This is a genomic window from Kluyvera sichuanensis, assembly GCF_014218705.1.
Classification (GTDB): Bacteria; Pseudomonadota; Gammaproteobacteria; order Enterobacterales; family Enterobacteriaceae; genus Kluyvera; species Kluyvera sichuanensis.
Genome location: NZ_JABBJF010000002.1, coordinates 114,421 through 126,562, shown reverse-complemented (window position 1 = coordinate 126,562; position 12,142 = coordinate 114,421). Strand labels below are relative to the sequence as shown.

Annotated in this window: 19 protein-coding genes; 8 read left to right on the top strand and 11 right to left on the bottom strand. The window is 55.7% G+C overall.

Annotation, left to right across the window (positions count from 1 at the left end):
* Nucleotides 1–11: 11 nt before the first annotated feature.
* Genes HII27_RS02980 through HII27_RS02965 form a run of 4 tightly spaced genes read right to left on the bottom strand, consistent with a single transcriptional unit; the run spans nt 12 to nt 2,536 of the window.
* Entirely contained in the window at nt 12–1,610 is a 1,599-nt protein-coding gene (locus HII27_RS02980; protein WP_185666479.1) for an acetaldehyde dehydrogenase (acetylating), read from the bottom strand.
* Between the two features lie 53 nt (nt 1,611–1,663).
* Nucleotides 1,664–1,942: a BMC domain-containing protein gene (locus HII27_RS02975; RefSeq protein ID WP_015585230.1), complete on the bottom strand. Its 279-nt coding sequence runs from the start codon at nt 1,940–1,942 to the stop codon at nt 1,664–1,666.
* 14 nt (nt 1,943–1,956) lie between these two features.
* A complete protein-coding gene (locus HII27_RS02970; RefSeq protein WP_115074640.1) occupies nt 1,957–2,241 on the bottom strand; it encodes a BMC domain-containing protein in 285 nt (94 codons plus the stop codon).
* A gap of 16 nt (nt 2,242–2,257) precedes the next feature.
* Nucleotides 2,258–2,536 (bottom strand): BMC domain-containing protein, encoded by a 279-nt coding sequence (locus tag HII27_RS02965; protein ID WP_001540796.1) that lies wholly within the window; start codon nt 2,534–2,536, stop codon nt 2,258–2,260.
* Nucleotides 2,537–3,000: 464 nt separating this feature from the next.
* Between HII27_RS02965 and HII27_RS02960 the strand changes: the two genes are divergently transcribed.
* The gene (locus HII27_RS02960; protein ID WP_185666478.1) at nt 3,001–3,429 is read left to right on the top strand and encodes a FosA family fosfomycin resistance glutathione transferase; all 429 of its coding nucleotides are present in this window, start codon (nt 3,001–3,003) and stop codon (nt 3,427–3,429) included.
* Here the strand turns inward: HII27_RS02960 and HII27_RS02955 are convergent.
* The 3 genes from HII27_RS02955 to HII27_RS02945 are packed head-to-tail and all read right to left on the bottom strand — an operon-like array spanning nt 3,426 to nt 5,344.
* Nucleotides 3,426–3,944, bottom strand: a complete 519-nt coding sequence (locus HII27_RS02955) for a FidL-like protein (protein ID WP_185666477.1) — start codon at nt 3,942–3,944, stop codon at nt 3,426–3,428. The genes HII27_RS02960 and HII27_RS02955 overlap by 4 nt on opposite strands.
* Nucleotides 3,944–4,744 carry a winged helix-turn-helix domain-containing protein gene (locus HII27_RS02950; RefSeq protein WP_185666476.1) on the bottom strand — a complete coding sequence of 267 codons (801 nt, stop codon included), beginning with the start codon at nt 4,742–4,744 and terminating at the stop codon, nt 3,944–3,946. Before HII27_RS02950 ends, HII27_RS02955 begins: the two co-directional genes overlap by 1 nt.
* Nucleotides 4,745–4,765: 21 nt before the next feature.
* Nucleotides 4,766–5,344, bottom strand: coding sequence for a TetR/AcrR family transcriptional regulator (locus HII27_RS02945; RefSeq protein WP_185666475.1), 579 nt, complete (start codon nt 5,342–5,344; stop codon nt 4,766–4,768).
* Nucleotides 5,345–5,610: 266 nt separating this feature from the next.
* Here HII27_RS02945 and HII27_RS02940 point away from each other — a divergent pair, with 266 nt between their 5' ends.
* Both HII27_RS02940 and HII27_RS02935 read left to right on the top strand, forming a co-directional pair.
* Entirely contained in the window at nt 5,611–5,916 is a 306-nt protein-coding gene (locus HII27_RS02940; RefSeq protein WP_185666474.1) for a type II toxin-antitoxin system RelE/ParE family toxin, read from the top strand.
* 66 nt (nt 5,917–5,982) lie between these two features.
* Nucleotides 5,983–6,324, top strand: a complete 342-nt coding sequence (locus HII27_RS02935) for a HigA family addiction module antitoxin (protein WP_185666473.1) — start codon at nt 5,983–5,985, stop codon at nt 6,322–6,324.
* A gap of 83 nt (nt 6,325–6,407) precedes the next feature.
* Here HII27_RS02935 and HII27_RS02930 read toward each other — a convergent pair whose 3' ends face one another.
* Complete coding sequence (locus HII27_RS02930) at nt 6,408–6,659, bottom strand: late histone H1 (RefSeq protein ID WP_185666472.1); 252 nt, start codon at nt 6,657–6,659, stop codon at nt 6,408–6,410.
* Between the two features lie 5 nt (nt 6,660–6,664).
* Nucleotides 6,665–7,075 carry a Spy/CpxP family protein refolding chaperone gene (locus tag HII27_RS02925; protein ID WP_185666471.1) on the bottom strand — a complete coding sequence of 137 codons (411 nt, stop codon included), beginning with the start codon at nt 7,073–7,075 and terminating at the stop codon, nt 6,665–6,667.
* Nucleotides 7,076–7,500: 425 nt separating this feature from the next.
* Here HII27_RS02925 and HII27_RS02920 point away from each other — a divergent pair, with 425 nt between their 5' ends.
* The 4 genes from HII27_RS02920 to HII27_RS02905 are packed head-to-tail and all read left to right on the top strand — an operon-like array spanning nt 7,501 to nt 10,606.
* Nucleotides 7,501–8,328 carry an ABC transporter substrate-binding protein gene (locus HII27_RS02920; protein ID WP_223883136.1) on the top strand — a complete coding sequence of 276 codons (828 nt, stop codon included), beginning with the start codon at nt 7,501–7,503 and terminating at the stop codon, nt 8,326–8,328.
* A 1-nt stretch (nt 8,329) separates the two neighbouring features.
* Nucleotides 8,330–9,148 (top strand): amino acid ABC transporter ATP-binding protein, encoded by an 819-nt coding sequence (locus tag HII27_RS02915; protein WP_185666470.1) that lies wholly within the window; start codon nt 8,330–8,332, stop codon nt 9,146–9,148.
* The gene (locus tag HII27_RS02910) at nt 9,148–9,933 is read left to right on the top strand and encodes an amino acid ABC transporter permease (RefSeq protein ID WP_185666469.1); all 786 of its coding nucleotides are present in this window, start codon (nt 9,148–9,150) and stop codon (nt 9,931–9,933) included. The genes HII27_RS02915 and HII27_RS02910 overlap by 1 nt, the downstream gene beginning before the upstream one ends.
* Nucleotides 9,923–10,606, top strand: a complete 684-nt coding sequence (locus HII27_RS02905; protein WP_185666468.1) for an amino acid ABC transporter permease — start codon at nt 9,923–9,925, stop codon at nt 10,604–10,606. Before HII27_RS02910 ends, HII27_RS02905 begins: the two co-directional genes overlap by 11 nt.
* 95 nt (nt 10,607–10,701) lie before the next feature.
* Here the strand turns inward: HII27_RS02905 and HII27_RS02900 are convergent, their stop codons facing one another.
* On the bottom strand, nt 10,702–10,929 hold the full coding sequence (locus HII27_RS02900; protein ID WP_185666467.1) for a YccJ family protein: 228 nt from the start codon (nt 10,927–10,929) through the stop codon (nt 10,702–10,704).
* 20 nt (nt 10,930–10,949) lie between these two features.
* Nucleotides 10,950–11,555 carry an NAD(P)H:quinone oxidoreductase gene (gene wrbA, locus HII27_RS02895; protein ID WP_035896674.1) on the bottom strand — a complete coding sequence of 202 codons (606 nt, stop codon included), beginning with the start codon at nt 11,553–11,555 and terminating at the stop codon, nt 10,950–10,952.
* 369 nt (nt 11,556–11,924) lie between these two features.
* Here wrbA and HII27_RS02890 point away from each other — a divergent pair, with 369 nt between their 5' ends.
* Nucleotides 11,925–12,101, top strand: a complete 177-nt coding sequence (locus HII27_RS02890; RefSeq protein WP_185666466.1) for a con-10 family general stress protein — start codon at nt 11,925–11,927, stop codon at nt 12,099–12,101.
* Nucleotides 12,102–12,142: the final 41 nt, after the last annotated feature.

The window sequence follows — 12,142 nt, the reverse complement described above, 5'->3', positions numbered from 1 at the left end:
ATATCAATGCGTTACTTGCCTAAACGCTCAAGCACCTGACGGATCACGCGCTCCACGTTCTGCTCGCTGATGTCACCTTCTACCTCTGAGGCGGCTGCCGTCGCGAAACGGTTGTCGCCGTGGGTATTGAGGGTGGCGGCTGGGGCAGGGGAGGTGAAACGCGCGTCGTCAACGATGCTGCGGCGCGGGTCAACCGGCTGGCTGGTGATGGTCGGCTGCGGTTCCACGCGGCTGCTTGGTGCGCGCAGTTCGTCGATAGAGCGCACGCCGTAGCCCACTTTGCGGATATTGAGCAGGTTCATCGGGCCGACGTTATCGGAGCTGGAGCCGCCGCCCACCGCGCCGCAGCCTAAGGTCAGCGCCGGGGTGATGTTGGTGGTCGCGCCGATACCGCCCAGCGCTGCGGGCGTGTTGATCAGAATGCGGTTAACCGGTTTTTCAAGGCAGAACTGACGGATAACGTCCTGGTTGCGGGTGTGGATCACCAGCGTATGGCCAAGGCCTTCGTTGGTCAGCAACTCCACCACGCGATGGCAGGCGGCTTTCCAGTCCTCTTCCACGTACAGGCCAAGTACCGGGCACAGCTTTTCACGCGAATAGGGGTTTTTCGACGAGACGGTGGTCTGTTCGGCAATCAGCACGCGGGTGCTGGCCGGTACGCAGAAGCCAGCCATCTGGCTCAGATAGAGCGCCGTTTTGCCGACGACTTTCGGGTTGATGGTGCCGTTCGGACGCAGCAGCAGGGCCGCCATTTTCGCCGCTTCGCCTTCGTTCATAAAGTACGCGCCCTGGGCTTCCAGCTCGCGATGTACTTCATCGTAAATACAGCCTTCGACGATGATTGACTGCTCAGAAGCGCAGATCACGCCGTTATCGAAGGTTTTGCTGGTGATGATATCTTTCACCGCGTGAGGAATATCGGCGCTGCGCTCGATAAACGCCGGGCCGTTACCCGGGCCGCCGCTGATGGTTGGCGTACCGGAAGCGTAGACCGCGCGCACCATGCCTTCACCGCCGGTCGCCAGGATTAGCGACACGTCTTTGCTGTGCATCAGTTCGGAGGTGGCTTCCAGCGTCAGTTCGCTCACGCCGTCAACGATGCCGGCCGGTGCGCCCGCCGCTTCTGCCGCGCGTTTGACAATCTCAATCGCTTTCCAGCTGCACTGACGTGCGCCCGGATGCGGCGAGAAGATAATGGCGTTGCCGGCCTTCAGGGCAATCAGCGTTTTGTAGATGACCGTTGAGGTCGGGTTGGTTGAGGGAACCAGCGCGCAGATAACGCCGAGCGGCACGCCCACGTCCATCACTTTTTTCTGTTGATCGTCATGAATGATGCCGACGGTCTTCATATCTTTGATGGCGTCGTAAACGCGCAGCGAGGCAAAACGGTTCTTCAGGACTTTATCCTGCCAGTTGCCGAAGCCGGTCTCTTCCGCGGCCATTTTCGCGAGCGCTTCGGCATGGTGCGCCGCTTCCTGGGCCACGTTTTTCACGATGGCGTCGATTTGCTGCTGCGAAAAGGTGGCCATTACCGCTTGCGCTTTTTTGGCGTTGCGCACCAGTTCTCGTGCGTTCTGGCGAGAGAGCAAATCGGTATCCAGTTCAATCATGAGTCTATCCTTCATCAGACGAAAAGAGTGCAGACGGGGCGTGCCCGGTCAGGTCATGCTTTATGCTGCGATGCGATTTTTTCGATGTCGTTATGCGGGCGGGCGATGACGCGGGAGGTCACCACTTCGCCGATGCGTTTTGCGGCTTCCACGCCGGAATCCACCGCCGCGTTAACCGCGCCGACGTCGCCTTTCACCATCGCGGTGACGAGGCCGGAGCCGACGTTTTCATAGCCGATAAGCTCGACGTTGGCGGCTTTGCACATCGCATCTGCCGCTTCGATACAGGCCACCAGACCTTTGGTTTCAATCAGACCAAGCGCTTCTTTCATCATTTTCTCTCCGGTTATTCGCTAATTTTGTAGTGCGAGACAATCTTGTTGATGTCGTTATGTGGACGCGCGATAACCAGCGAGGTCACCACTTCACCAATGCGCTGCGCCGATTCCACGCCGGAATCCACCGCCGCTTTCACTGCGCCGACGTCGCCTTTCACCATCGCGGTGACGAGGCCGGAGCCGACGTTTTCGTAGCCGATAAGCTCGACGTTGGCGGCTTTACACATCGCATCTGCCGCTTCGATACAGGCCACCAGACCTTTGGTTTCAATCAGACCTAATGCATCACCCATTTGCGTTCTCCTGGCCTTAAGCCTTGTGTTTAATGACAATTTTGTTGATGTCGTTATGTGGACGCGCAATCACCAGCGACGTCACCACTTCCCCAATGCGCTGCGCCGATTCCACACCGGAATCCACCGCCGCTTTCACCGCGCCGACGTCGCCTTTCACCATCGCGGTGACGAGGCCGGAGCCGACGTTTTCGTAGCCAATCAGTTCAACGTTGGCGGCTTTACACATCGCATCCGCGGCTTCAATGCAGGCCACCAGACCTTTGGTTTCGATAAGCCCTAATGCATCACCCATTGCTTCACTCCTCAAAACAGGTTGTGTGATTTCAGGAAAACCGTCCGTGTCACGGCGTTAACCCACGGCAGCGGCGTTCGGGAATCACTATAGGGACTAGCGGTTATGGTGGAATTTAAATCTGGTCGTGAGTCTGATTTAGATAAAAACTCTGCCATTTAGCCTTTTATGGCCGCTGATTTATCTCTTTATGCTGTGGCGCGGGGTGGGATTTTGACGAAAGTAAGGTGCTTTTTTCAGCGCTCATGGCGTCAGTCATGAATGTTATGAAATTGCTAAATTTATACAAAAGTCGGGTAACATAGCGCAGGGGCAACTGTGGTGAGGTTCAAATTTTGGCGGCGAGGCTAAACGCAAAAGATGCGCTTTTTTGCGAGGGGTAAGCGGCGGGAAAAAGCGCGTGCGCGATGGATCACAGTTTGCCGTTAGTGCACCTGAACAGCGTTAATTATTCAGAGGGGATTATGCTGAGGGGACTTAACCATCTGACCCTGGCGGTCAGCGACCTGACGCCAAGCGTCGCTTTTTATCACCGGTTACTGGGGATGCGCCTGCACGCCCACTGGGATGGCGGGGCCTATTTGTCGTGTGGAGGGTTGTGGCTTTGCCTGTCGCTGGATAACCAGCGCCGCAACACGTCGCCCGAGGATAGCGATTATACCCACTACGCCTTTGGCGTGGCGGAAGCTGATTTTGCAACGATGGCCGAGCGGCTGGCGCAGGCCGGAACGGTGGTGTGGAAGGATAACCGCAGCGAAGGGGCGTCGTACTATTTTCTTGACCCGGACGGACACAAGCTGGAACTGCACGTTGGCAGTCTCGCCCAGCGACTGGCCGCCTGTCGTGAGCGTCCTTATCAAGGCATGGTCTTTTATGAGGACGGTGAGGTTTAGTTCAGCGCGCTACCTGACTTCAACGTACAGATCCACAACGGTGAGTTGATGGAGCTGAGCAGAATTGCCTTGTCGTTAAGCTTCTGGGCGTTGAGAAACAGCCCGTCGTGGCTGTCGGACATCTCGCGCATAAAGTAGGCGAAAATCACGTCCGGCGACTCATCGATGGACGAGGCGCTCGACTCCCATTGGTTGATACGGTAGTGGCGTTCGGTGGCGGAAATGCGTTTGCTGCTGTAGCTGAATTTGACGTAGCGCTGCAGATAGAGCCAGCCGGCGGCCGAATCGGTATAGCCCTCGACCACCATTGAGCCTTTGCCGTGGCTGCCAAAGTTGAAGTGAATGTTGCCGTTCACGTTCTCTTTTTCCATATTTTCAAAACGCATGATCCCTTTGGTGGAGCAGCTCATCACCCCGGCGTTTTCATCGGGCAGAAGACGCCAGGCGCTAAACCCGGCGACCACGATAAAGATGAGCAGAGAAAGGGCAAAGAACGTACGCGGCGCGAGTTTCATTACGGCTTCCAGGAGTAGTAAAAGTAGTTGTCGCAGTAGCTAAACGGGTTATCTTCATGCATCGCGCAGTGGGCGAGAAATACGCGCCCCAGGCCGTTGGTCTCCAGCCTGTCGCCGTAGAAGAAGAGGAAGCGCTCGCCGGGTTTGCACTCGACTTTCAGCCGCTCACGCACCTCATCGAAATTTTTCACATAGGCATCGGCGCTGACCGATCGCAGCATCTCATCGCTGGCCAGCAGTTCGCACTGGCTATGGGTGATTTGACTCAGGGTGATGGGGCGTGACTCTCGCACCCCCACCAGGCTTAGAATAAGCAGCAGCAGCGCGATGGTCAGCAGGCAGGCACCAGCGATATACCAGCAGGTGCCGCGCGCATGCATCGTAGCGGGAGGGGTTTCCAGCGGCGGCTCTGGCGCAGTTTCGCCGACGATGACCGGCGGTTCCGGCGCGGGGGCGGGCGGAGGGGTGTCGTCCAGCGCCTCAATGACCACGTCCGGGTTGAGCTGCAAATAACCCCGCGACACGGTGACGATAATGTTGTCGATTCCGTAGTGGCGGAAGGTTTTGCGCAGCATGCTCAGATATTGATTCAGGTTGCTGTTCGACGAGGTTAACCCATTGTCATCCCAGACCTTCTTGAGTACCTCTTCCCGGCTGACGATTCCGGTGTTATGCAAAAAGAAGAACAGCAGGGCGCTGGCGGTGATAGACAGCTGGCTGTCCGGCTCATCGCTTTGCGGCAGCGTTATCGTGCCATCCGTTGCGTCATAAATAAAACGGGCATTGATGTTGTAGCGCATCGCGGCCTCAGCCTATGTGCTTCACGCGGGAAGCGTCATCTTATTAAGAGATTCGACCAACGTTCGTCGGTGCTCGGCGCACATGGTGATCCCTTCCGTGAGTTCCGATAACCAGATGCCGTCTGCTGCATAGCGCACCAGCGTACCGGTGGGGCTATTATCCAGCGCGTCGCCGCGCGCAAGGTGATCGAGCATCCAGTCGCGCCAGCATTTTCGCAGCACCGGTTCATCCGGCATGGCCAGCGACAGCACCATCAACTGGCGGCTTTCGTGCGTATCCGTCAGGTCGGCAAGGTAGTTCAGATAGGCGCGGGTAAAGCGACCATAGCTGACGCCATCCTGTTGCATCAACGCGACGATCGCTTCTTCCATAATCGCCAGCAGCCGGGTAAACAGCGCGTAAATCAGCGCCTGTTTATTGGGAAAGTGGTGGATTAACCCGCCTTTACTGACGCCAGCTTCCCGGGCGACAGCGTTCAGCGACAGGGCGGCAATGCCGTCTCGTCCGGCAATCATCGCTGCCGACTCCAGCAGCAGTTGATATAAACGGACCGGATCTTTTTTGCGGTGTTGGGCTTCCATGTTCATGGCCCGAATCATACCGACCAGACGGTATGATTATTTTTGACAGCGATCAAAGCGAGGAGGATGTCCGTAGAAGGATTGTGGGTAATGCGTGAGAGGTCACAATTTGCGGTAGAAATCAGTTGGTTCCCGCGCTATCTACACATATCGATGACGCATCACCTGGATCATTTCACACTGCCATACGATTCCTGGGGAGGGGTATCGAAAATTTACGCACTTGCGCACAGTGTTTCGGTGCATTAATATTTTGCTTAAGGAAACCAAGGAGGCGCGATGGAATGCCTGGTATGCTTATAAACATTGGAGGTTTTCGAGACCGTTGGCTTGAGGATTTTTTTAAGCATGCAACATCGCATAAAAAAATCCCGACAGACATACATGCCGCTCTGGCTCGGAAGTTAGATATCATTAATGCGGCGGTAACTTATAAAGACTTAATGTCGCCGCCCGGTAACCGTTATGAGGAGCTTGAAGGAAAACTCAAAGGTTATTCTTCGATAAGGGTTAACAAGCAGTACCGATTAATTTTCCGGTGGGTAAATGGTAAAGCACAAGATTTATACTTAGACCCACATGAATACTAATCCCAGGAATGAATCGGCTGAGCCATTTTTATTGCAGCTAAGCTGCCGACTATCATGGAGTAAATTATGAATCAAGCAACCAGAAAGCCGACCACAGTAGGGGACATCCTCCTGTTTGAATACCTGGAGCCGCTTGACCTTAAAATCAACGAACTAGCGGAAATGTTGCAGGTACACCGCAACACGGTCAGCGCGTTAGTGAACAATAATCGTAAGCTGACTATTGATATGGCGTTTCGCCTGGCTAAAGCGTTTGATACCTCAGCTGAATTCTGGATTAATTTACAGGTTGCTGTTGATGTATGGGAAACCGAAAACGACGCCCGTCTGCAGGTTGAACTTAATCAAATTGTTACGGCAGAAGAGTTTCTAGCCGCACGCGCTAAAGCAAATAAAAACGCGGCGTAAACGAGGGTTCAAACTCACTTTCTGTTAATGATAAAGGCCGCTAGATTTTTTTTCTGCGGCCTTTTTGCTTTTACTACAGTAACTTACTTCTGCGCAGCGCTTTTAGCTTTCGCTTTTGCGTTATCGCAGGCCGTCTGGTTTTTCGCACAGGCGTCTTTAGCCGCTTTCGCTTCTTTCTGCGCGTTGGCTTTTGCCGTGCTCTTCGCCTGAGCGCACTGGGATGGATTGTTCTGGCAGGCGGTTTTTGCGTTGGCGACTGCCTGACCGTTGGCGGCATTCGCCGCACCCATTGCCAGCAGTGCGCAGGCGCCTAACATCATCGCGATCTTTTTCATGTTGCTTACTCCGCCGCAGCCTGGGCCAGATCGTTTTGAACCTGCTTACGCTGTTCCGCGGTCAGCACCTGGCTTAAGTCAAAGTAGTATTTCACTTTGTAGTAGCGAACCTGCTGATCAACTTTGCTGAATGCCGCCAGCTGTTTGTTCACGCCCGCTTCATCCCATTTGCCGGACTGGATCATGTCGATGATCATGCCGTCTTTAACATCCTTCATGGAGATAGCCTGAACGTTTTTCTCCAGCTGCTGGTGCAGGGTTTTCATTTTGGACACCTGAGCATCGGTCAGCTTCAGATGCTGAACGATAGGGTCCTGAGCTGGCGCTGGGGCAGCGGTGGTATCAGCAGCCTGAGCGGCGAAGGTCGCGCCAGCAAGGGTGGCAACCAGTAAAGCGGTGCGGGTAAATTTTTTCATTGTAGTCATCCATCAAGCATTCAAATTGACGCCGAAGCGCCAGGCAACGGAGGAAAAACCCCCTGATTTTTGTCGGGGTAATGATAGGTTGCCAGTCAGCCTTGATGCTCGCGGATTGTTGTGTCTGTTGGTAACGATGGGAAACAATGACTCTATGAAATCATAACTGTTTACGTATTAAGACCTTCTTAATGTTGCGGTTTTATTTTCGACCATTTCAGCAGTAAAACCACGCCAATGGAAAGACGAAATTGTGCAAAGCATTTGCGATATCTGGCGTTACTTATCAAATTTTACCTTTAGATAACAATTACTTTCGCCAAATGATATTTGGTTATAAAGCATAGCGAATCGTTATTTGTTCCGCGGAGGGCGGTGTGGGAGCGTAAAAAGACAATACAAAAACAGGGGTATCCAGAAAGATTATGGCAAAGACAAAACAGACCGTTGCACAGCTCGCACTTATCACTGGCCTGGTGGCTGCCGGCCTGACCACCTTCACTGCGCAAGCCGATCAGCTGGCGGATATTAAGGCCAAAGGCGTGGTTAAAGTGGCCACCTTTGATGCCAACCCGCCGTTTGGTTCCGTGGACGCGAAAACGCACGAACTGGTGGGCTACGACGTGGATTTCGCCAAAGCGCTGGCTAAATCGCTGGGCGTGAAGCTGGAACTGGTGGCGACCAACCCGGCTAACCGTATCCCGTTGCTGCAATCCGGCAAGGCGGATCTGATTGTTGCTGACATCACCATTACTCCAGAACGCGCACAGGTTATCGACTTCTCTACCCCATACTTCGTTACCGGCCAGCAGTTCCTGGTACCGGCGACCGGCGGCGATAAGCTCGACGATTACAGCAAGGCGCGCATCGGCGCGGTGAAAGGCACAACCGGCGAGCAGACGTTGCATCAGCGCTTCCCGCAGGCGCGCGTGCTCTCCTATGACGATATTCCGCTGGCACTGACCGCGCTGCGTAACGGCAACGTGCAGGCGATTACCCAGGACAGCACCATTCTGGCAGGCCTGCTGGGCGAAGCGCCGGATAAAGCCAAATTCAAAATCCTGCCGGATTTGCTCAGTAAAGAAGAGATCGGTGTAGGCGTGAAAAAAGGTGAACCGGCGCTGCTGAAAGCAGTGAATGATGAGCTGGTGGCGCTGGAGAAATCGGGCGATGCGGCGAAAATCTACGACACCTGGTTTGGTCCTTCCACTAAAGCGCCGCAGCCGCGTTCCTTCACCATAGAAGCAAAATAATATGTTGTCGGCTTTACTTTCTCGTTCCGCGGCGAAGTCCGCGGATTTTTCACATCTGCAGAATGCCAGCGTGACGTTCCGCCAGGCGGTGAAAGAATATGGCAGTCATCGAGTGCTGAACGGCATCGATTTGACGATTAATCCCGGCGAAGTGGTGGCGATCCTTGGGCCTTCGGGCTCGGGGAAATCAACGCTGATTCGCCTGATAAACCAGCTGGAAAGCCTCAGCGGCGGTGAAATCCTGATTGACGATAAGCCAACCAGCCAGCTAAGCGGCAGGGCACTGCGCCAGCTGCGCAGCCGAATCGGCTTCGTCTTCCAGCAGTTCAATCTTTATGCCCATCTGACGGCGGCGCAAAATATCATGTTAGCGCTGGAGTCGGTACATGGCTGGAAGCGCAACGATGCCCAGCGGCGCGCGCGGGAGTTGCTGCAAAAGGTCGGGCTTGCAGAAAAGGCCGATGCGATGCCTTCGCAGTTATCCGGCGGCCAGCAGCAGCGCGTGGCGATTGCTCGGGCGCTGGCCTCCTCGCCACAAATCATCCTGTTTGACGAACCGACCTCGGCGCTGGACCCGGAAATGATCGGCGAAGTGTTGCACGTGATGCAGTCACTGGCGCACAGCGGGATCACCATGATTGTGGTGACCCACGAAATGCAGTTTGCCCGCGAAATTGCTGACCGGGTGGTGTTTATCGACGGCGGCGATGTGCTGGAGGTCGCGCCCCCGGCGGCGTTCTTTGCCAATCCACAGCATCCGCGTGCACGACGTTTTCTGCAGAAGGTGCTGGACCCGCTGCATCAGGAGCGGACGGGGTGATGATGCATTTTGACTGGCAGGGGGTGCTCAGCGGGCAGCCTCTGCAATGGATTATCTCGGGATTTCTCACCACGCTATGGGTGTCGCTTGCCGGAATTGTGCTGGCAAGCGCGCTGGCGGCGCTGTTCTTATTGCTGCGCCTCGCCGGAGGGCGAGTGGGGCAGGGTATCACCGCCTGCTGGGTATCGCTGTTTCGCAATACGCCGCTGCTGGTGCAGCTGCTGTTCTGGTACTTTGCAGCGTGGAACTTCCTGCCGCAGGGGCTGCGGGATTTTGTCAACGACCCGCACGACTGGTCGATTCTGCCCGGCAACGTCTGGTGGCTGACGCCGGAGTTTCTGTGCTCGGCCTGGGGTCTTGGCGTCTTTACCTCGGCATTTTTAATTGAGGAAGTGGCGGCGGGGCTGCAAAGCGTGCCGAACGGCCAGCGTGAAGCGGCGCTGGCGCAGGGGTTTTCTACTGCCGGGCTGCTGCGACATATTTTGCTGCCGCAGGGGCTGGCTAACGCCTGGCAGCCGGTGGTGGGGCAGTATCTGAACCTGATGAAGCTCTCGTCGCTGGCGAGCGGCATTGGTTTTGCCGAGTTGACCTACCAGGTGCGGCAAATCGAAAGCTATAACGCGCATGCGCTGGAGGCTTTCGCGGTAGGCACCGTGCTCTATCTGCTGACCGGCGTAGCGCTTGGGCTAGTGTTGAGCCGTCTGGGCCCCAAACCGGTAGGGCAGCCTAAGCGCGTGCGAAAATCGGCGGCGAGCGTCACGGGAGGGGTAGCAAATGAACGCTAATCTGGCGGTAATTTACGACAACCTCGACTATCTCTTATGGGGGCGGCTGGCCGACGGTGAACCCGGTGGCGTAGCGCTAACGCTGATGATGGCGATAGGCGCAGGCGCGCTGGCGCTGCCGGGCGGTATTCTGCTGGCCTGCGCGGCGTGGCGATTCTCCGGCATGACCCGGCGTTTGCTCTATCTCTGGGCGGAGGTGATACGCGGTATTCCGCTGATCTTCGTTATCTTCTGGCTGTGGTATCTGCTGCCGATGCTGACCGGGAGCGACCTACCGGGCGCGGTGACGGTGACCCTGGCGCTGGCGTGGTTTACCGCTGCCTCGGTGATGCACTCGGTGCTGGCGGGGCTGCGCGCGCTGCCGACCGGGCAGTATGAAGCGGCGCTGACCCAGGGCTTTAGCGCCGGGCAGAGCCTGCGGTTGATTCTGCTGCCGCAGACGCTGCGCAACGTGCTGCCTTCGCTGGTGGGGATTTTTATCAGCCTGCTGAAAGACACCTCGCTGGCGTTTATCGTCAACGTACCGGAATTGACCACGGTAGCGGGACAGGTAAACAACCGCGTGCAGATCTACCCGACGGCGATATTTGTCTTTATCGGCGTGGTCTATTATCTGCTGTGCTTTGGGCTGGAAAGGGTGGCGAAACGCTGGCAGCGGCGGGTGGCGATATAAAAAACAAACCCGGCGTCGCGATGCTCGGCCGGGCTACGAATGACAGGGTGTGGTAGCCCGGCCGAGGCATTTATGCCGACGCCGGGTTTAGCACATCACACGTTTTTACGTTCGATGGTTTGCTCGCCCCAGAAGAGCGCGTCTTTGTCCGTTTTACTGAAGGCCAGTTCGAGAACGGCATCGCTGCCTTCTTCCCAGATTTTTTCTGCCGTCTTTTCATCATATTTCGCCAGCTCAAAAATCGCTTCGGCGATTTCGGGTGACGTGTTGCGCAGACTGGCCCATTCACCAATGTGATGAGCCTTGCCTTCTTGTGTCGGCATATCGCTTCTCCCTTAAATCATTAGCCTTTCATTTTGACGGCCAGGCCTGCCACGTATTCACCCTGGTAACGAGCGATGGACAGCTCTTCCTGGCTTGGCTGGCGTGAACCGTCTCCGCCAGCGATGGTAGTCGCGCCGTATGGCGTACCGCCGCGAACCTGAGAAACATCAAACAGCTCCTGGGCTGCGTAGCCAATCGGCACAATCACCATACCGTGGTGGGCGAGGGTCGTCCAGGTTGAGGTAATGGTCTGTTCCTGACCGCCGCCGGTGCCGGTCGAGCTAAAGACGCTGGCCAGTTTGCCGTACAGCGCGCCGGACGCCCATAGGCCGCCGGTCTGATCAAGGAAGGTGCGCATTTGCCCGGCCATATTGCCGAATCGGGTAGGGGTACCGAAGATAATGGCGTCGTAATCAGCCAGTTCTTGTGGGGTGGCGACGGGAACCGCCTGCGCTTTGCCGCCTGCTTTGGCAAAGGCTTCTGCTTGCATGGTTTCTGGTACGCGCTTGATGGTGACGTCAACGCCGTCGACCTTATTAGCGCCTTCGGCTACCGCTTTAGCCATCGTTTCGATGTGTCCGTACATAGAATAATAGAGCACCAGAACACTTGCATTTCCACTCATCTTAACTCTCCTGTGTCAAATTCGTCGGTTTCTAACAAGCATGTTTAAGCATAGTCGCTAATGACGGATTCGCTGCAACGATTCGGCAATTTATCCGTGCCTTTGTGGCATGATTTTTTGCCGCCACTGCGCGCTTTGACGTACGCTGACACACTTTTATCTGACCGGCTTTCCTCCACCATAAGAGTCAATTACGCACCCGTAAGACGCCCATTTGGCAAAAACGGCGGGCAGATATGACAAAATGTGACCAATTCGCCTGCGCTGCCGCTGCGACGGCTAATCTTATTACTACCCGTGCAGCACGGCGGGTGAACGCGCTTTGAATTACGTAATGCACTATGTCGTTCTCTCAACCGGAGGTCAGTAATGGCAAACCATCGTGGCGGTTCCGGCAATTTTGCCGAAGACCGTGAAAGAGCATCAGAAGCAGGTCGTAAGGGCGGCCAACACAGCGGCGGGAACTTCAAGAACGATCCCCAACGCGCCTCGGAAGCGGGCAAAAAAGGCGGGAAAAACAGCCATGGCAGCCACCGCAACAGCTAGCGGTGCGTGAAATGTCTGCCTCTCTCCTAACCGCCGGATAA